At 40.5% G+C, this 18,690-nt stretch carries 18 protein-coding genes; 4 read left to right on the top strand and 14 right to left on the bottom strand.

The window, feature by feature from the left end:
* Positions 1-95 precede the first annotated feature (95 nt).
* The 6 genes from AKA01nite_RS02355 to AKA01nite_RS02330 all read right to left on the bottom strand — a co-directional run bounded on the left by AKA01nite_RS02355 (position 96) and on the right by AKA01nite_RS02330 (position 6,407).
* Positions 96-908 carry an MBL fold metallo-hydrolase gene (locus AKA01nite_RS02355; protein WP_146923424.1) on the bottom strand — a complete coding sequence of 271 codons (813 nt, stop codon included), beginning with the start codon at positions 906-908 and terminating at the stop codon, positions 96-98.
* Positions 909-1,014: 106 nt separating this feature from the next.
* Positions 1,015-1,890: a two-component system regulatory protein YycI gene (locus AKA01nite_RS02350; protein WP_146923422.1), complete on the bottom strand. Its 876-nt coding sequence runs from the start codon at positions 1,888-1,890 to the stop codon at positions 1,015-1,017.
* Positions 1,880-3,193 carry a YycH family regulatory protein gene (locus AKA01nite_RS02345; RefSeq protein WP_146923420.1) on the bottom strand — a complete coding sequence of 438 codons (1,314 nt, stop codon included), beginning with the start codon at positions 3,191-3,193 and terminating at the stop codon, positions 1,880-1,882. The genes AKA01nite_RS02350 and AKA01nite_RS02345 overlap by 11 nt, the downstream gene beginning before the upstream one ends.
* Positions 3,193-5,052: a cell wall metabolism sensor histidine kinase WalK gene (walK, locus tag AKA01nite_RS02340; RefSeq protein ID WP_146923418.1), complete on the bottom strand. Its 1,860-nt coding sequence runs from the start codon at positions 5,050-5,052 to the stop codon at positions 3,193-3,195. The genes AKA01nite_RS02345 and walK overlap by 1 nt, the downstream gene beginning before the upstream one ends.
* 6 nt (positions 5,053-5,058) lie before the next feature.
* Positions 5,059-5,772 (bottom strand): response regulator YycF, encoded by a 714-nt coding sequence (yycF, locus tag AKA01nite_RS02335; protein ID WP_146923416.1) that lies wholly within the window; start codon positions 5,770-5,772, stop codon positions 5,059-5,061.
* Positions 5,773-5,882: 110 nt separating this feature from the next.
* On the bottom strand, positions 5,883-6,407 hold the full coding sequence (locus AKA01nite_RS02330; protein WP_146923414.1) for a PTS sugar transporter subunit IIA: 525 nt from the start codon (positions 6,405-6,407) through the stop codon (positions 5,883-5,885).
* Positions 6,408-6,675: 268 nt separating this feature from the next.
* Here AKA01nite_RS02330 and AKA01nite_RS02325 point away from each other — a divergent pair, with 268 nt between their 5' ends.
* Together AKA01nite_RS02325 and AKA01nite_RS02320 are read left to right on the top strand one after the other, a co-directional pair.
* Positions 6,676-7,137 (top strand): DUF948 domain-containing protein, encoded by a 462-nt coding sequence (locus tag AKA01nite_RS02325; protein WP_146923413.1) that lies wholly within the window; start codon positions 6,676-6,678, stop codon positions 7,135-7,137.
* Positions 7,138-7,164: 27 nt separating this feature from the next.
* Entirely contained in the window at positions 7,165-7,701 is a 537-nt protein-coding gene (locus AKA01nite_RS02320; RefSeq protein WP_146923411.1) for a YtxH domain-containing protein, read from the top strand.
* Positions 7,702-7,827: 126 nt separating this feature from the next.
* Here AKA01nite_RS02320 and AKA01nite_RS02315 read toward each other — a convergent pair whose 3' ends face one another.
* From AKA01nite_RS02315 to trkA, 3 genes are all read right to left on the bottom strand, one after another.
* The gene (locus AKA01nite_RS02315) at positions 7,828-9,279 is read right to left on the bottom strand and encodes an alpha-amylase (RefSeq protein WP_146923409.1); all 1,452 of its coding nucleotides are present in this window, start codon (positions 9,277-9,279) and stop codon (positions 7,828-7,830) included.
* Between the two features lie 142 nt (positions 9,280-9,421).
* Complete coding sequence (locus AKA01nite_RS02310) at positions 9,422-10,882, bottom strand: TrkH family potassium uptake protein (protein WP_146923407.1); 1,461 nt, start codon at positions 10,880-10,882, stop codon at positions 9,422-9,424.
* 11 nt (positions 10,883-10,893) lie between these two features.
* Positions 10,894-12,246, bottom strand: coding sequence for a Trk system potassium transporter TrkA (trkA, locus tag AKA01nite_RS02305; protein ID WP_146923405.1), 1,353 nt, complete (start codon positions 12,244-12,246; stop codon positions 10,894-10,896).
* A 171-nt stretch (positions 12,247-12,417) separates the two neighbouring features.
* Between trkA and AKA01nite_RS02300 the strand changes: the two genes are divergently transcribed.
* Entirely contained in the window at positions 12,418-13,806 is a 1,389-nt protein-coding gene (locus AKA01nite_RS02300; RefSeq protein WP_146923403.1) for a TrkH family potassium uptake protein, read from the top strand.
* 2 nt (positions 13,807-13,808) lie between these two features.
* Positions 13,809-14,486 (top strand): potassium channel family protein, encoded by a 678-nt coding sequence (locus tag AKA01nite_RS02295; RefSeq protein WP_246116963.1) that lies wholly within the window; start codon positions 13,809-13,811, stop codon positions 14,484-14,486.
* Between the two features lie 55 nt (positions 14,487-14,541).
* Here the strand turns inward: AKA01nite_RS02295 and AKA01nite_RS02290 are convergent, their stop codons facing one another.
* The 5 genes from AKA01nite_RS02290 to rplI form a co-directional block, all read right to left on the bottom strand.
* Entirely contained in the window at positions 14,542-15,606 is a 1,065-nt protein-coding gene (locus AKA01nite_RS02290) for a PTS fructose transporter subunit IIC (RefSeq protein ID WP_146923401.1), read from the bottom strand.
* A gap of 10 nt (positions 15,607-15,616) precedes the next feature.
* Positions 15,617-15,931 (bottom strand): PTS fructose transporter subunit IIB, encoded by a 315-nt coding sequence (locus tag AKA01nite_RS02285; protein ID WP_146923399.1) that lies wholly within the window; start codon positions 15,929-15,931, stop codon positions 15,617-15,619.
* A gap of 16 nt (positions 15,932-15,947) precedes the next feature.
* A complete protein-coding gene (locus AKA01nite_RS02280) occupies positions 15,948-16,418 on the bottom strand; it encodes a PTS sugar transporter subunit IIA (protein ID WP_186805059.1) in 471 nt (156 codons plus the stop codon).
* 243 nt (positions 16,419-16,661) lie between these two features.
* The gene (dnaB, locus tag AKA01nite_RS02275) at positions 16,662-18,029 is read right to left on the bottom strand and encodes a replicative DNA helicase (RefSeq protein ID WP_146923395.1); all 1,368 of its coding nucleotides are present in this window, start codon (positions 18,027-18,029) and stop codon (positions 16,662-16,664) included.
* Positions 18,030-18,218: 189 nt separating this feature from the next.
* Complete coding sequence (gene rplI / locus AKA01nite_RS02270; RefSeq protein WP_146923392.1) at positions 18,219-18,671, bottom strand: 50S ribosomal protein L9; 453 nt, start codon at positions 18,669-18,671, stop codon at positions 18,219-18,221.
* Between the last annotated feature and the right edge of the window lie 19 nt (positions 18,672-18,690).

The raw sequence follows: 18,690 nt of genomic DNA, 5'->3' as shown, positions 1-18,690 counted from the left end.
TCAATCACTTCACCATATCTAACATACTCACCCTAAGAAATCAAAAAACGTCCATTACCTGTATCAAACTACAGGTAATGGACGCTGTATTTAATTTATAAAATAAATAACGGGCAGGGTTCTGATGGATCCGTATCATATAACTGAAACTGCTCGTTCACACCGGTATCTTTTCTAAGTAAGATATCCTCTACAGTCTGATGGGCAATCTCTTTGATATTATTTTCTTTACTTAAATGACCAAGATAGATGCGCTTTGTATTGTCACCGATAATTTCGGCTAAGGCTAAGGCGCCATCTTCATTGGACAAGTGACCTTTATCGCCTATGATACGCTGCTTCAGGGACCATGGGTATCTTCCCATACGGAGCATGCTCAGATCGTGATTACTCTCAAACAAATACGCATCGGCATCTTTGACGAGTCCCCGCATGCGATCACTAACGTAGCCCGTATCTGTAAGCATGACAAAGCGTTTATTATTTTTCTGGAAGGTATAAAACTGAGGGTCGACAGCATCATGGGAAACTCCAAAACTCGAAATATCGATGTCACCAATAGACAAGGTTTTTTCTTTTCCAAAATGATGTTTCTGATCTACCTTTAATTTACCTAATTTCAGTTCCATCGCCTGCCACGTTTTTTCATTGGCATAGATGTCCAGATCAAATTTGCGGGCTAAAATCCCCACACCTTTGATATGATCCGTATGTTCATGGGTCACAAGTATGGCATCCAACTCTTCTGGACGACGATCGATTTTATTCAGCATTTCAATAGCTTTTTTACCACTGAAGCCGCAATCGACCAGTAGTTTTGTCTGATCTGTTTCGATATATGTGACGTTTCCGGTACTGCCGCTGGCTAAAACGCTGATGCGCAGACCCGACGCTTCTGTTTGTATCATGTCTTTTATTCCTTTCCCTGCAAACACTCAAGTCTTATCTTACAACAAGACAACTCAAACAAGCAAGGGTGCTTTTAACGTTCAGCCGATCTCTATTTCTTCTAAGCTATTCGTCATCTTCTGAACCATCATCCTCGGGATCTTCTGGTTCCTCTTCCTCCGGTATATACGGTGTGGCCGGTTCTTTTATGATCGTACGTTCCAGGGCGTCCACGCGCAGGATACGTTCCCCGTTTGTATCCGTAATCGGAACATACCACACTGGGCCATACATACTTAAATCTTCCAAGTGTAATGTACGGTAATAGGTGAGTATCGGTTTACCTACTACAGAATTGGAGCTGAGTTCGTTATTCGTGAAGAGAACTTCGATAGCTTGTCTGTCTGTGATTGTCGGTTGCGTCGTTCCCTGAGGAGTCATCGGCCCCGCATATGTCTGCTGGTAGGAGATAATGTTGCCGTCTCCACCATAAAAGAGCGATATTTCTGAGGTACCATCTACGACAGGAAGGCCTTCGACTTTTTGGGCATAGACAAAGCGGTTCTGACTAAGATCATATCTCAAAAAATCATATTCTTCACCGAAAAGTACGGAACCATTGGCAATAAAGGCATTGAGCTTTTCATAATCTTCTTCTGTAAAGCCTTCTTCAGGATTCCCCTGTATTTCGATCGGATCAGATAAAATACTCGTATAAAGTGTGCCATCATCAGCAATCGACCCGGCCTGATTTTCCAGCTTATCTACGTTTTCTTCCAGTAGATCATTGCTGTCAGCTTGAACATAATATATTTCTCTTTGCTCCTCTAACAGCGTGGGGAGTTCTATACCGATCTGTTCCATTTCCCGTATAAGATTGACCTGATCAGGGGTGCTTGTAGCTTGTTGGATATCATTTCGATTAAAGTAACTGACCAGAAGATAGATATTTAAAAACAGGAAGGTAACCAGAAAAATATTTTCAATCTTTTTAAAATCCATTTACCGATACCTCCTGTGCCTCAATAAATCGATCCACTTCTATCCAGTTGTTTTGCGTCTCTACATACCAGTCCGGTTCAAAGTGAACCACGCGTTCGTCTTCTTCACTTTCTGTCCATGTCAAGCCGATTCTTATATCCTTTATATCTGTAAGTTCCTGATCGATTTCTTTTAACTGATTTAGAATCTCTTCTCCACTTGGCAGGGTTTTTGTTTTCTCACCCGTTAATGACAGGGAAGTTTGAGCAACACGGATAGGAACCTGCAGACTTGTCAGGCCGCCTTCCACGACAGTCATCTCTATGACCGTCTCAAACTGCTGATAACTGTATATAGGGTACCCTTCGACATAACGCTGGAATATCACTTTGTTGGTAGCAGGGATAAACCCTTGGTAATGGACTCTGTCTGTCCAATTTTCAATTTGATTCAGCATCTCATAACTGCTGATCAAACGTTCACTGAGCGTCATTTTTTCCGTATCTGATCGCTGTCTGAGATAGGTCAGCACGTTCAGTGAATCATTGATTTTAACTTCTGTTGTCAAATCGATATAACGGGTCGTATTCCCTGACCGTCTTGCATCTATTTCTGATGGATCTGAGAAAAACTGATAAACAAATAAATTGTTAGGCAGCCTTTCGACAAGGTAATCACGGTACTCGATTTCCTGCTCATTCACTGGGAGATAGATGAAACGGCCCCCCACTTCAAATGCCTCGACATCAGTCATGTCATTTTCTTGCGAATAAAGCAGTTCATCGATCATCTCTTCGGTATATTCGCTCCCTTCTGCCTGATAAAGAACCTGATCGTCTGAATCGTAAAAATAAGTGCTGGCAGGATCGTTTTTCTTCATAATCATATGAGTGAATGTCCGGTTTTTATAGTCAGTCGGTAAATCATCGAATCCGTCCTCAAATAGCCCGAAAGGAATAGGCGCATCAAATATAAACTCGACCCAGTTTTCATTGGCCAGATAATCTTGATAAGCAGACAGGCTGAGCCTTTCAGGCTGTTCGATCGTACCAAAACTTGTTTCAGGTAAATAGTTTTCAAGCCATTCAGCGGTGTAAAAGGTATTGATATCGAGTGTTCTACCGATTGCATTACGATGCCAGATAATTTTTTTAGGTGAAAAAACTTCCATAAAAGAACGGTCCGTCAATGAAGCCGGAAGAGGTGTTCCGCCACTCGGAGCGGGATCTCGCAACTGCACACCCGTCGTCCAGATTTGAAAACTTAAAAATACACTTAAGCCGATCAAGATGACCAGGAGTATTTGTCTGATTTTAGACCACATTATTCCCACTCCTCCTCTTCATAGGGGACATAAGGCAGGGAAAGATAAAAAGTGGTTCCCTTTCCTTCTACGCTTTCAGCCCATATATGCCCGCCATGCTGTTCTACAACTTCCTTGGAAATAGCCAGGCCTAAACCGCTCCCTCCCATGGCACGCGATCTTGCTCTATCTACACGATAGAAACGGGAGAATATCTTAGTGATATCCGCTTTTGGTATGCCCATTCCTTCGTCGCTGATGCTTATAAGCACAGTGTCCTTTTTCTTTTCCATCTTCCCGGAAATCGTGCCGCCATCCGGAGAATATTTTAATGCGTTATTCATAATATTATCTAGGACTTGGATGATTCTGTCCGGATCGACTTCCACAAATATCGATTCGTTCAATATGGCTTTTTCAATGCGATAATTCTTGTCTTCATACTCAGCCGAGTGAATCATCATATCGAAACGGTTCAAAACATGGTCTAGCATTTCTGTTAAGTCAACGATCTCAAGATTCAACATACCTTTGCCTGTATCAATGCGAGAGAGCTGCAACAGATCCTGAATCATTCGAATCATGCGGTCCGTTTCATTTTGAGTCACCTCTAAAAACCTCGGAGCTAAATCAGGATCCTGCCACGCACCATCCGCCAGCGCTTCGATATAACTGCGCATACTTGTTAAAGGCGTGCGTAACTCATGCGAAACATTCGATACAAACTGTTTTCTTTCTTCTTCTATACGTTCCTGTTCCGTAACATCGTGAAGGACACAGACAATCCCGCTGATGAAACCAGATTCTCTCTGAATCAGAGAAAAAGAGGCTCTTAAAATGATCGGGATATCATTTTGTCTGCTGTTCACTAAAATATCATCCTGTTTTTCCAGTATATTCCGCAGTGTCATATCGTTCTGGACACCCAAAATGGTCAACAGATTTTTTTCAGTAGCTGTTTCCTGGTCGATATCCAGCATGGACTGTGCCATTTCATTGATGATGATGATTTTCCCGCGTCTATCTGTGGCTAAAACGCCATCGGTCATATGTGTCAGCACACTGTCCAAACGTCTGCGTTCTGCATCGATCGATTCCTGGGCATCGGCAACGTCATCACTTAAGTCATTGATCAGGCTGGCAAGCTGTCCCAATTCATCCTCACCATACACTTTCAGCGTGCCTGAATAATCTCCCTCAGCGATTTCCCGTGTCTGAAGCTGCATTTCTTTAATCGGCTTCGTCAAAGCACGAGAGAGCATGTTGGCAAGTACCAGAGACAAAATGATGGCTACAGCACTCGACTGAAGAAATATCCAAGTGATTTGAGAGATTTGATCATAAACGGATTCAATATTGCTTTCCATTAAAATCGCACCCATGAATTGCCTTTCTTCACCTGAAGAGAAAATGGGTTCGACTATTTTCCAGCGCCTGTTTTGTGTGAGCGAATCAATGACCTGTCTCGTAATTGAATTTTCAGTGATCTGTGCCTGCCTTAAATCCACATCATCAGATAATTGCCCGATAATGTTCTGCTGAGTCGTATCGCTTGTTCCCATAACAATAAGTTCGGAATTGACAACTTGCAGGTCAGTGATCCCGCTGCCTGAGAATTCAGTCAATAAATTACTGATTTCCTGCTCCGGCGTTATCTCACCTTCTTCACCGCTTTCCTCACGCTCCAAAGATGGTAAAATAGCACTTTCAAGAAAGTCCATCTGTAGCTGACGTTCTTCCTGAAAGTTTGTGATCAGCTGATTTTCGATCTGGGTAATAAAATTCGCCCCGATCAGCTGCAGGGCGAATACAAGTAATAACACGATAACTAACACTATTTTTGTGTTGATCGATTGATAAAAGCGAATCTTTTTATTCATAAACCACTACTTCTCCTGTTGTTCGGGACTTCTTAGATAATACCCTACCCCCCGGCGGGTAACCAGGAAAGTTGGATGACTTGGACTATCTTCAATCTTTTCTCTAAGGCGTCTCACTGTCACATCAACGGTACGGACATCTCCAAAGTAGTCATATCCCCAAACGGTTTCAAGCAAGTGTTCACGCGTCATGACTTGACCGATATGTCTGGCTAAATAATGAAGAAGTTCAAATTCACGATGAGTCAATTCGATAGACTCTCCGCGTTTGGATACGATGTAAGCATCCGGGTGAACAGTTAAATCTCCCACTTCGATATCATTGTTTTCTTCTTTAGCAGATTCCATATTTTGTAAAGACGCTTGTCTTCTGACATTGGCCTTCACTCGCGCCACTAATTCGCGGTTTGAAAATGGCTTGGTGACATAATCGTCAGCTCCAAGTTCCAGACCCAGTACTTTATCGATTTCCTGATCTTTAGCTGTAACCATGATAATAGGAATATCTCTGGTTTTTCTAACCTCCCGAGTCACTTCGAGTCCATCCATTTTAGGCAGCATAAGATCCAAAACAATCAAATCGGGATTTTCCTGATTCGCTTTTTCCAGTGCTTCTTCTCCATCAAAGGCAGTGATCACTTCGAAGCCTTCTTTTTCAAGGTTAAACTTGACAATATCGGAAATCGGTTTTTCATCATCCACAACTAGTATCTTTTTCAATGGTGTTCCTCCTCAGAACTTTTTTTGTCCTTCATAAACGCGCGATTCTTTATCTTTCAATTATATCTTAACTGTAGAGGATGTACAATTTTACACTGTTGAAACAGTTCTCATCCCTTTGTTACCGTCACTTTCAAGGCATTTGTTTTTTTAGCCACAGCTTCTTTATTGGGAAAGGTTTCCAGTGCTACAACAGAGCTGTGTTCTAAAACAATGACAGGTATGACAGGATCGAACCCTTTGTCCTGGATCAGCTGCTGGTCAAACGTTGCCAGTTGATCTCCTTTTTCTACGCGGGTATTTTTTTCGAGTGAGGTCTGGAATCCTATACCATTCATCAGCAGTGTATCTATGCCGATGTGTATCAGGATCTTCAATCCACTGTCTGTTTCTATATAATAGGCATGCTTTGCATCCGCCACTTCGATCAGCTTACCTGAAACCGGAGCATAGACCACTTCGGATGTCGGTTTTATTGCGTATCCATCACCAATCATTTTCTGCGAGAATACATCATCCTCTACTTGTTCAACTGAAATGATTTCTCCATCCGTCACAGCACTCAGCATTATCTCCACTGTGTTGGTTTTATCTTCCTTTTTCTTCTGATCAGACCCAGTCCATTCGTTAGCCATAATTTTCTCCTTTTGAAGCAACAGAATTCAAACTTCAAGGTAGCCTGTCTGCTGTTTCATTGACTTTCTTCTTTGCTTCAAAGCTCAATTTTTATTATCTAATTTCGGCACACAGAAATCCTATTGTGTTGCTACTATTCTAACAATTAAAGCTCTTTCAAGCAATATCTTTTCTTTAGCGTTTCAGTTGGTGTTCTATTTGCTTCATGGTATCCTTATACTATAAACGTCATTATTATAAAAACTGAACAATAAAGGAGGCAAAAAAATGGAATCTGGTTACCTTATCTCGCTCATTATTTTAGGCGTCTCGCTCGTTCTTCTTATTGGAATAGGAATATACGCAGTGAAAAAAATGAAGCCTACTCTTGAAAACCTTCAAAAGACCCAAAAGTATGCACAAGATCAGGTTGAACATTTTACTAACGAAGCCAATGTCATGCAAAAGAAAGTAAACCTCATCATGAAACGTGCTGACAATACGAAAGAGGTGGCTCAGACCAATCTGGAAAGAATGAATGAACTTTCTGATCAGGCATCCAGTCTGTCTCACTCGCTCACTTATCTGAAAGAGAATGGTCCTGACTATTCCAAAAACATTGCTCAAAACACCTATGAAGAACTGAAGACTGATGGCCCACGTTTAGCCAAAACGTTTAAACGGGCATTCAATAAAACGATCGACAAGCAAAAACAGCGTCACCAGAATAACACCTCACATACATTATAAAATGATTTTTGAAAGGATGATTGACCCATGCCAAAAGTAAGTTTAACGAAAGCTGTTCTCATGAGTGCTGCATCAGCCTTTGCTGCTTTAATGTTTGCTCCTAAAGACGGCAAAGCATTTAGAAAAGATTTGAAGAATGAAGCGATGAAATTGAAAGATTCCGGTGAAGAGAAGGCCTATGAACTGGTAGATGATTTCAAAACGTCTTACATGGAAGCAGAAAAAGAACTTGAAACAGAACAGGCAAAACTGGATGCTAAGCAAGCAAAATTAAATCAGACGATTCAGGAAATCGAACGTGATATTGCTTTAAGTGAAGCAGAAAGACAAGGCACAGCGACACCTGAAGCCATGGCAGCCGGCCAATCTGTTTATACAGATGATAAGTTAGGTGATGTAAAGGGAACACCTCTTGAACCTGAACAGGATCAGGCTATTCCTAAAGACAAAGTCGATGAAGCTCTGCACGATAATTACTTATCAGACGATGAGGATTTTGACATTGACAAATCCGCAGCTGAAGGTAAAGAAGAGGCTTCACTTAAAATGAATCCCAACGATTAATACTCTATTAAAAAAGGCCGGGACTTTTGTCCCAGCCTTTTTTTCATGCTTTGAATTTTTTATATAAATGTACCTTGCCGTTTTAACGATAAAAGGTTTGACAACTGCAACTGCTGTTAGCGATTCCTATCTTTTCTTTATCCACACAGAAAGTGATTCAGCATTCACAGTGAAGGTTGCCTCTCCTTTTTCATCGATAGTTATTTCTTCTTCACGATTTTTCATCAAATCGATGTAGGTATCCCGGGCATGAAGCTCTCCGACATACATTTTTTTGAAACCTTCGTCTCCATTAGACATGATGACTGCACACCCATCAGGATGCTCCTCATCGCCCATTCGGGTAAAACCAATACAATTGCTGTGATCCAGATAGTTATTCTGCTCGCCATATGCATATTCATGACGGGCATAAAGCAGCTTGTCGATCTCATGCTGACAGCCCTGGTAGTCTACATCACCGCTGTAACCATGATAATCGCTATAGAAAACGCAGGGGTAACCATAGGACGTTAACAGGATGAATCCGTAAGCAAGTGGTTTAAACCATGGTTCAACGTAAGATTCCAGCGACTGGCCTGGTTGGGAATCATGATTTTCCACAAAAGTGACCGCCTGTTTTGCATTTGATTTATAAAGGGTACCATCTAAAAGACGTCTAAGATCAAAAGAACTGCGCTGTTTACTTGCTTCATGCAATGCATAATGGAAACGTACATCCATCATTGAAATGGCATAGTCATGTTCCTCGAGATAATCCTCAAGTAACTTATAACGCTGGTGCCAGTATTCCGCTACGAAAAAGAAATCTTCTCCGTAAGTGTCTCTCACATCTTCAATCAGATTTTTCATGAATACGCTATCGATATGCTTAACAGCATCCAGCCGGATTCCGTCAATATTCGTTTCTTTAATAAACCAGTGGATCCATTTCCTGGTTTCTTCGATAACTTCCGGATGATTATAGTCGATATCTGCAAACATCAAATAATCAAAATTGCCGAATTCAGTCGAGACGTTCTCATCCGGAGCCCAGCCTTTACCTTCTCCTTCAATCCTAAAAATACCCTGCTCCCCAGTTTTTTCATCATTGGAAACGCCTGTAAAATGATACCAATGCCATTTGAAGTCTGAATACTTTCCATTTCTTCCAGGAAAATCAAAGTAAGTCCATGCTTTTATTTCCCGTGTATCACCTATTGCTTCATGCCGGTTCTCTTCATTGACAGGTGTGGCTTCAAAAACTTCCGTTTCATCTGCGCCGCCTTTATGGTTCAGTACGACATCAGCATACACTTGAATGCCATTCTTGTGCAATGCTTCAATCGCTTCAAGCAATTCCTTTTTTGTTCCGTATTTAGTACGGACGGTGCCATTCTGATCAAATTCTCCTAAATCATATAAATCATAAACTCCATAGCCTACATCATTTTGTCCTACGCCTTTGTAACATGGAGGAATCCAGACAGAAGTGATCCCGATTTCTTTTAAATGTTTTGCATCCTCTTTCAAACGCTGCCAATGTTTTCCGTCATTGGGCAAATCCCATTCAAAATACTGCATCATAGTTCCGTTCATTTTTTCTTTCTCCCTCCGCTTTTAATACAGCTTTCTCAGCGCACTGTATCTTATAATTTTACAGTGTGCAGTAGGCTTTTACAAAAATAACAGCTTAAAACGCACCAGACAGCAGCTTTACAGCCAGTCTGGTGCATTCTTGTCATGCTCGTTTTCTCCATATTCCTGGTGAAAATAATATCAGAATAGGAAATATCTCAAGTCGTCCCATGATCATGGTAATGGAGAGTATCAATTTGTTGAAGGGGTTGAAAAAGGCGTAGGATGAGTCAGGTCCTACCATCCCCAGTCCTGGACCAATGTTATTTAATGTAGCTGCTACTGTAGTAAACGCAGACGTAAAATCATCCAGCTGAAAACTGATGATCAAAAGCAGCAGGACAAAAATCCCCACATAAACAATTAAATAATTGGCAATGGCTTTTATCATCCCGCCCTCTACTGGTTTATCTTCAAAGTGCATACTCACGATACGGTTTGGATAAGCATTCCGTTTTAGTTCAGAGAAGGCTGTTTTAATTAAAATAACTATCCTTGATACCTTCATTCCTCCACCTGTAGACCCTGCCATTCCACCGACAAACATAAGAAGAATCAAAATCATTTGAGAAAACAATGGCCAGTTATTGAAGTTGTCTGTAGAAAAGCCAGTCGTTGTCATCAAAGAAATGACACTGAAAAAACTGTGTCTTAATGCTTCTAAGCCGTTATGGTATGTTTCACTGGAAAAAGTCAGCTGCATAGTGATAAGAGCAATGGCACCTGTGATGAAGCCTAAATACCATTTCAGTTCTTCACTTTTCAGTGCCTCTTTAATATGACGAGTGAAAATCAGGAAGTACAAATTGAAGTTTGTACCAAAGACAAGCATACCTGCACCCAGAATGACTTCGATCCAGACGCTGTCATACGGGGCGATGCTTCCATTTTTCATCCCAAAACCACCCGTACCAGCCGCACCGAAAGCATGAATGAACGAATCAAAGACCGGCATGCCTGCTATGATGAGCAGGACGATAACAACTGCTGTAAATATTAAATACATATAATAAAGTATACGTGCAGAATGAGAGATCCGGGAAACGATTTTTCCAAACGTCGGTCCGGGCACTTCTGCTTTCATGATATGTACTGTTTCAGATTCCATCTGCGGAAGCACAGCCAGAGCAAATACCAGTACTCCCATCCCGCCAATAAGATGTGTAAAACTGCGCCAGAAGAGACTTGAATGAGCTAACGCTTCAACATCCGTCAAAATACTGGCTCCAGTGGTCGTAAACCCGCTTGCCGTTTCAAAGAAAGCATCGACCAGCGAAGGTATGTCCCCATTCAGTACAAAAGGTAAAGCGCCAAAGAAAGAAAGCAGTATCCAGGATAAGGACACAATGACAAACCCTTCTTTCGCATAAAAGGTTTTTATTCTGGGTATTTTTTTTGTGAACATGTATCCAATACCCCCGGTAAGCAGAGCAATAACTAAAAAGCTTGCTGCATACCTTAAGGGTTCTCTATATAAAAGGCTCACGATCAAGGGAATGGCTAAAAGTACTGCTTCGATTTGAAGCAGTCTCCCTAAAGTGTAAGCAACCATTTTTTTATTCAAATAACCCCATCCTATACTAAAATATCTTCAACATTCTCCAGTGATTTGATTGTCGTTGTTATGATGACTTGATCTCCAGACTCGATTCTGTCTTTTCCACTCGGGAAGATCAGTTCATTGTTTCTGACGATATAAGCGATCAGCAAATTGTTTTTCATATTCAAATCCTGGATGCACTGATGTGTGACTCTGGAATTTTCCGGCACTCTGAATTGAATCGCTTCGACCTGATTATCAGCAATTCTGAATAATGCTTCAACGTTCGACCCATCATCCGAGTTAAGTGAGCGCACGAAACGTATGATTTCATTAGCTATCAGTCTTTTGGGCGTGATAATAGACTGCAGACCCGCATTATCAAGTAATTTCAGTAAATCTGTACGGCTTACTTTTGTAATGACTTTTTTGGCTCCCTGATTTAGAGCATACAGGGAAATCAGTATGTTCTCCTCATCTACACCAGTCAAACTGATGGCTGTATCATAGAGCTCGATCCTTTCTTCTTTCAAAAACTCCTGATCTGTTCCGTCTCCTTCTATGACAACCACCCGCGGATACTGGTAACTTAATTCTTTTGCGGCGCGATGATTTGATTCGATAACTTTGATTTCCATACGCATTTCAGAAAGCATATCAATAAGATAATGGGCAACTCTCCCCCCGCCTACAATCAAAGCTGAGCGTAGTTTCCTCTGTTCCAGTCCACATTTACGATAAAGCTTAGTCAAGTCCTTCTTTCCACCTGTTACAAAAATGTGATCATTTTCTTCGATTTTAGTATCACCACTTGGAATAAAAACAAAATCATCTCGAGAGATGGCACAAAAGTTGACATTATCAAATTTATGTCTGAATTCAGACAGGTAAGTATGAGCCAGTTGACTGTTTTCTGACACATTTATCTCTACAATATTCACACGTCCATTTGCAAATTGTTCCACACTCAATGCTTCTGGATATCTTATTACTTTTGCGATATCCTTGGCGGCTTCAAGTTCCGGATTGATCATCATGGTGATCCCTAGACCTTCCCGCATGAACCCCATATGATTGGCGTATTCAGGATTTCTGACTCTGGCGATCGTGTAGGTTGCTCCCAGTTTTTTAGCTATGATAGCAGCGATGATATTTATTTCGTCTTCCGGTGTCACAGCAATAAAAATATCACATGCCCCAACATCTGCCTCCACTTGAGTTTCATAGCTCGCAGCATTTCCGGCAAGTCCTGTGATATCTGTTTTAGATATGACGCGTTCAAGTCGCCACTGCTTTTTTTCAATCAGCACAACATCGTTATTTTCAAGTGAGAGTTCTCTACATAAGGTCTCTCCTACCTTGCCTCCACCAGCTATTACTATCTTCACATCAAGAGCCTCCTTCAGATGTTGGGGTTTCATTAGAACCTCCATTTATCATAGCAGAAAAAGATTTATTTTCAACGTTCTTAGGTTGTTTTTAAAGCTGTAATCAAGTAAACTTTATCTACTTATGATTTTAAAATCAGAAAATTTTTTCATGTGTGAAAGGTTGTTTTTATGATTAACAAAATACGTAACTTTTCAAATTGGCCTATACCTATAAAAATCATTTTCAGTTTTGCAATTGTCATTATTTTAGGCTCTTTCTTTCTCGCCTTACCAGTAAGTCAGCTGGCGTCATCAAAAGCAACTTACTTTGACCATTTATTCGGAGCAATTTCCATGGTTGCCGTTACTGGTTTAGCTACGGTTCCAGTAGCAGAAACATATAATATCTATGGTCAGATCATTACTCTCGTGTTGATCAAGCTGGGCGGACTAGGTTTGATCACGATCGTTTCAGCCATCGTAATGCAGTTTGGCCGTCAGGTCAGCATGAGAGAAGAAATCACATTACAGCAGGCTTTAAACCGCAGCGATATGAAAGGCTTCCGACATTTCCTGCTCAATGTTGTTAAATACACGACCCTTTTTGAAGCCATTGGAGCTATATTATTTATGTTTAAATTCATACCGCATTTTGGATGGGCTTCAGGCATCTTTAACTCCATCTTTTTGTCGATATCTGCCTTCAATAATGCCGGCTTTGATAATCTGGGAACCGTAAGTTTACAAAGTTTTGTTGATACTCCTATGATAAACATTGTTGTCCCAATATTAATTATTCTTGGGGGCATTGGTTTTTCCGTATGGTTTGATGTTGCTAAACATTTTAAGCAGTTCAGCACAGCTAGAAGCTGGGTCGATTTTAAAGGAACGTATCGGAAGTTGAAGCTACATACACGTTTAGTTATTAAATGGTCGATGGGTTTAATTGTTTCAGCTGTCGTGATCTTTACTTTAGCGGAATGGAATAACCCCCAAACCTTAGGATCTTTAGACTTCTCAGGTAAAATACAAGCCATTTTCTTCCAAGCCGTTACACTCAGAACAGCTGGATTCAGCACACTGGATTTTTCTGAATTTCACATGTTCACACTGATTGCTTTTACAGTCTTTATGTTTATCGGTGGTTCTCCCGGCGGGACTGCAGGAGGAGCGAAAACCTCTACTGTTGCCCTGGTTGTTAAACTTATGGGAGCAGAAATCAAAGGTGTGACAAACGTCAACTATAAAAAAAGAACTTTGGAAATGGATATTATCAAACGTGCTCTGGTCATCGTTGTGATGTTCATACTACTCAATTTCTTTGCCCTGGCTTTAATGACTATTTTCGATGAACAGATTCCATTGCAGTATCTTTTTTTTGAAACGGTCTCCGCTTTTGGTACTGTAGGTCTATCTGCTGATTTGACTGCTTCTCTATCCAGACCCAGTCAGACGGTTATTATGTTCTGCATGTTTATTGGCAGAATCGGACCCATTACCATCTTCACAGCTTTAGGAAATAGAGATAGAAGATATCGGGATATTCGCTATGCAACAGGAAACATATTAATTGGTTAGGAGTGATTTTATTGGTTAAAACGATAGGTGTCTTGGGGCTTGGTGTATTTGGTTCCACCATTGCCAAAGAACTGGGAGAACAGCATTATGATGTTATTGCCGTTGATAAAGATTTAATTGATGTGAATCGTGTCGAAGAATACGTGGTTCAAGCTGTACAAGGGAACTTTACTGATATCGAATTACTTAGAAGTATTGGCTTTTCCAATTGCGAAGTTGTTGTGATCGGTACCGGCTCGAATCTGGAAGCAAGCGTCATGGCAATCATGAATTGCAAGAAATTAGGCATCAAGCGTATTATTGCCAAAGCAAAAAATCGGACCCATATGGAAATCATGCAGGAAATGGGTGCACATGAAATCGTTCGCCCTGAAAAAGAAATGGGTGATAAAGTTGCCCGAAATATTATGCGCAATAATATTTTAGATGTTATCACCCTTGATGATGAAAATTCGATCATTGAGTTCAATGCTCCTGAACGCTGGATAGGACGGAGCTTAAAAGAAATGGATTTAAGAAAAAAATATAAAATCAACGTGATCGGTATGAAATCAGATCCAGACGGCAAACTCGCCATCAATGTTCCGCCGGAGGAAAAAATAAAGCCTGGGAGCTTTATTGTTGCGATCGGTAATTCCGAAACGTTTGAACACTTGGATTATACAGATCAATTAAAATAAAATAAAAAAGGGCATCAAACGATATGGATAACGTTTGATGCCCTTTTTAGCATTCCTACATAGTTATATCAAATTCCAATTCGTCACTTTCAGTAAATAGTGTTTCTGCAGCAGGTTTTTTCCAGACGATCTGAACACCAACTGAAATAGCTGTGCCTACCAGGATAAAGATAACAAACAAGAGTATATTGCTTGCCATCGGTAAACCAAAGACGCCTGATACACCTGAAGTAGAGATACCAAAACCCATCATTAATGCCCCGCCTACTGCAGCGCCTAAAATATTTGATCCTATGACACGAATAGGGTCTCTGAAGGCATATGGCAGTGTCGCTTCTGTAATACCCACTAACCCAGATAGAATGGAGGCAGGTGCCATTTTTATCTCATCTTCCGTATATTTATCTTTTGCCAGCAAAGCTGCGATCCCGACAGATAAAGCCGGAACCATGATTCCGGGGAATACCGCTGCATTCACAACGAAACCTATCCCACTGGGGTTGTTCCATACAGCAAAGACAAAAGTGATAGCTATTTTATTCAAAGGCCCTCCCATATCAAAGGCACACATTGCACTTAAAATGGCCCCAAGCAAAAAGGCGTATTGCGGTTCCTGCGATAAAAGAATAAGGTTATCTATAATGAAATCATTTAAAGCCCCTACAAAAATCGCAACCGGATAAGCCATAACAAAGTAAAGCAGCCAGCCCGTCAGGACAGGAATAAACAGCGTTTTATGAATAGACCGCAAAAATTCGGGCATAGGTACTTTTCTCATACCAAGTACGATATAGCCAGCCAGGAAACCGGCTAGAATAGCCCCTAAAAAACCACTGGCCGAGGTGTTTTCCACTAAAGGATGTGCTGCTATATATCCACCGATAAAGCCTGGAATGATCGCTGCTTTATCGCCTATTGCATACGCCATGTAAGCGGCAAAAATCGCAGGAATGATATTCATCATCGTCCAGGCAAATCCATTTAAAAGTGATACAAATTCAATGTCACTGCTCACTGACTGGCTGATCATACCTGTTAACGCTATCGTCATACCTGAAAAAACAATAAGCGGCAACATATATGAAACACCGGTCATCAATGCTTGCTGAAATTTTTTCATGGCTTATCACTCACTCTTCATTTAATTTTTTTTCGATTTGCCTTATCAAACCAGCTGAATTTTTGATTGCATCCGAAACAGGAATATTTACTTTTTTTATCCCTTGAAACCGCTCAGTTTCGGCTAATTTGATGTCGGAAGCTATAATCAGGATATCGGCTTCCTGCAAATCTTTATTCGTTAATTTATCTTCTATGCCCGTTGCTCCCTGTGTTTCAACTTTTATGTCATGACCCTGCTCTTCTGCTGCATTTTCCAGAGCACGTTTAGCCATGAATGTATGTGCAACGCCTGTGGCACATGCTGTAACAGCTGCGATTTTCATTACCATCTCCACCTTTCTAGTTCAACAGCTCATTTAATATCTCTTTTAAACGTTTTTTTGTTTCAGCTTTTTTCACCTTATCTTGAACGTCTTTATCCATTAGATGATAAGATAATCGGGATAATAATTTCAAATGAATGGTTTCTCCTTTTTCCTTGGGAATAATCAACAGAAAAATGATCGAAACAGGTTTTTCATCCAGCGCTTCCCATTCCAATGCTTGGTCTGTTTTCATCAATACCACCAGGGGTTTATGTATCTGACTTGATTTTCCGTGGGGGATGGCTAAACCATTACCAAATCCTGTTGTACTAAGCGCTTCTCTTTTTGCTATATCTGCTGTGATTTCATCTTTATCCAATTTGTATGCCGTCTGGTCAACGACTTCGTCAATTATTTCTCTGAATATCTCCTTTTTCTCTGTTGATTTGAATCTCTTAGAAGGATTGATATAGGTATCGACCCCATCGCTTACCGCTTCATTCATGTTCATCACTCCCTGATATATAAAAGTATCCTTATTATACCAGTTAATCAACTAAAGAAAAAAAGATACGCCAGTAATTAAAAAGTCAACGAAAAAAACTCTTAACCTTCACTCAGAAGTGAATAAATGTACGATATCAAGGTACATTCATTAATTAAGAAAGAAATACGACCAGAATACTAGAAAAATTTTTAAATCAAAAAAGCCGGGACCCATTAAAAAGCCCCAGCCATTCTCAATTATTCAACTTGGTATTTCGCTTTCAGGATAGTAAGATAATGAAGAAAATTTATTGTATTCTTTAATGAACAGCAATTTTATTGTTCCTCTTGCACCTGAACGGTTTTTTTCAAGTATGACTTCCACCACATTCTCATCTGCTGATTCTTCTTCATCGTCGTCTTCACTACGGTAGTAATCTTCCCTGTATAGAAATGCTACGATATCAGCATCTTGTTCGATTGAACCCGATTCTCTTAAATCACTGAGAATGGGTCGCTTATCCTGTCGCTGTTCCACACTACGTGATAGCTGAGACAAGGCAATCACAGGTACAGATAGTTCTTTGGCCAGTTTTTTAAGTTGTCTTGAGATTTCAGACACTTCCTGCTGACGGCTTTCGCGTCCAGTTCCTTCGATCAGCTGAAGATAATCAATAACTATCAGACCAAGGTCCCCTTTTTCCTGCTTTAATTTACGACATTTAGCCCGTATTTCGGCTGTCCGGATGCCTGGTGTATCATCAATATAAATATTCGCTTTAGATAAACTTCCCATAGCAACAAATAATTTCGTGAACTCTTCTTCAGTCAGCTGCCCTGTACGCAGATGTGTCGCGTTGATCGTTCCTTCTGCACACAACATACGATTGACGAGTTGCTCAGCTCCCATCTCGAGACTGAAAATAGCCACATTCTCATCTGTTTTTGTCCCTATATTCTGAGCTACGTTTAAAGCGAAGGCTGTTTTCCCCACGCCCGGCCGAGCCGCCAGAATAATCAGTTCATCTTCATGCAGCCCCGCTGTCATCTGGTCAAGCATCTTATATCCTGTAGAAATCCCTGTGATATCATCATCATTTTGAAAGAGCTCATCAATATTGTTGATCGTGTTGCGCAGAACCGTTTCGATATCGACAAAACCACTTCGACTTTTCTTCTCAGATACTTCCAGTATTTTTCGCTCGGCTTCATCAAGTAAATTGGGAAGGTTGTCCGTTTCCTCATATCCTTTTGAGGCTATTTCAGTTGCTGTCTGGATCAGATTTCTAAGTATAGCACGTTCCTCAACGATCTTAGCATAATATGCCACATTCGTCGCTGTTGGTACCGTGGTGGCTAATTCAGCTAAATAAGGTGTACCGCCCACATCTTCCAACTGATTCTTTGCTTCCAGATTATTTGCTATTGTGATGACATCGATTGCTTCATTTTTTTCATTCAGTTCATTCATAGATTGAAAAATAAGTTGATGTGCACGACGATAAAAATCATTGGTTTCTACGTATTCCATGGCTAAAATAATAGCTTCGGGATCGAGTAGGATCGATCCTAGGACAGATTGTTCAGCTTCTATGTTCTGTGGCGGGAGGCGATTACCTATAGTGTCCATTTTTCTGACTTCCTTTCCTAACTTTCCGTGTTTCTATATTGTACCTTTTTTGAAATAGAAAGTATACAAGGGAACACGCATTCCCGTTTAATTGTTTCACATGAAACAATTAAACAAAGCTAGCAGGCTTTCAGGAACGTTCCTCCCTTTAAAGCACGCTAGCCGTGTTATCTATATTCTTATTTACGTCTACTGATTTTTAGCCAGAACTCTTACAGTGATTTCCGCTAGGACGTCTTTATGGAGTTTTACGTCCATTTTCTGAGTCCCCAGCGAACGCATAGGTATGGTCTGGTTGATTTTTCTTTTGTCTACTTTTATACCTAATTGATTTTCGATAGCTTTTGCAATCTGCTTAGTAGTAACTGATCCAAACAGCCGCCCGTCTTCGGCTGCTTTTTCTTTTATTTCAATTGGATTTTCTTCAAGTATTTCTTTTTCTTTTTTTGCTTCTTCAAGTATTTCTTTTTCTTCTCGTTTTTGTGCTTTCTTTTTCATTGTCAGTTCTTTTTTTGCTGATGAGGTGGCTTCTTTTGCAATTCCCTTTTTTATTAAAAAGTTTCTAGCATAGCCATCAGAAACATTTTTCACTTCGCCTTTTTTCCCTGTTCCCTTAACGTCCTTTAATAGAATAACTTCCATCGTTTAAACTCCCTCTCTT

This window comes from Alkalibacterium kapii (genome assembly GCF_007988865.1).
Lineage (GTDB): Bacteria > Bacillota > Bacilli > Lactobacillales > Carnobacteriaceae_A > Alkalibacterium > Alkalibacterium kapii.
The sequence above is the reverse complement of the archived record's forward strand: the minus strand, read 5'-3'. Positions and strand labels throughout refer to the sequence as shown.

What these genes read in the sequence shown, in the direction of transcription:
- AKA01nite_RS02345 (WP_146923420.1), bottom strand. Translation starts at nt 3,193, where the DNA reads ATGTGGTCTAAAATCAGACAAATACTCCTGGTCATCTTGATCGGCTTA.
- AKA01nite_RS02290 (WP_146923401.1), bottom strand. Translation starts at nt 15,606, where the DNA reads ATGAAAAAATTTCAGCAAGCATTGATGACCGGTGTTTCATATATGTTG.
- AKA01nite_RS02330 (WP_146923414.1), bottom strand. Translation starts at nt 6,407, where the DNA reads ATGGCTAACGAATGGACTGGGTCTGATCAGAAGAAAAAGGAAGATAAA.
- AKA01nite_RS02300 (WP_146923403.1), top strand. Translation starts at nt 12,418, where the DNA reads ATGATTAACAAAATACGTAACTTTTCAAATTGGCCTATACCTATAAAA.
- AKA01nite_RS02285 (WP_146923399.1), bottom strand. Translation starts at nt 15,931, where the DNA reads ATGAAAATCGCAGCTGTTACAGCATGTGCCACAGGCGTTGCACATACA.
- AKA01nite_RS02315 (WP_146923409.1), bottom strand. Translation starts at nt 9,279, where the DNA reads ATGAACGGAACTATGATGCAGTATTTTGAATGGGATTTGCCCAATGAC.
- AKA01nite_RS02355 (WP_146923424.1), bottom strand. Translation starts at nt 908, where the DNA reads ATGATACAAACAGAAGCGTCGGGTCTGCGCATCAGCGTTTTAGCCAGC.
- AKA01nite_RS02325 (WP_146923413.1), top strand. Translation starts at nt 6,676, where the DNA reads ATGGAATCTGGTTACCTTATCTCGCTCATTATTTTAGGCGTCTCGCTC.
- rplI (WP_146923392.1), bottom strand. Translation starts at nt 18,671, where the DNA reads ATGGAAGTTATTCTATTAAAGGACGTTAAGGGAACAGGGAAAAAAGGC.
- AKA01nite_RS02280 (WP_186805059.1), bottom strand. Translation starts at nt 16,418, where the DNA reads ATGAATGAAGCGGTAAGCGATGGGGTCGATACCTATATCAATCCTTCT.
- AKA01nite_RS02320 (WP_146923411.1), top strand. Translation starts at nt 7,165, where the DNA reads ATGCCAAAAGTAAGTTTAACGAAAGCTGTTCTCATGAGTGCTGCATCA.
- AKA01nite_RS02350 (WP_146923422.1), bottom strand. Translation starts at nt 1,890, where the DNA reads ATGGATTTTAAAAAGATTGAAAATATTTTTCTGGTTACCTTCCTGTTT.
- dnaB (WP_146923395.1), bottom strand. Translation starts at nt 18,029, where the DNA reads ATGGACACTATAGGTAATCGCCTCCCGCCACAGAACATAGAAGCTGAA.
- walK (WP_146923418.1), bottom strand. Translation starts at nt 5,052, where the DNA reads ATGAATAAAAAGATTCGCTTTTATCAATCGATCAACACAAAAATAGTG.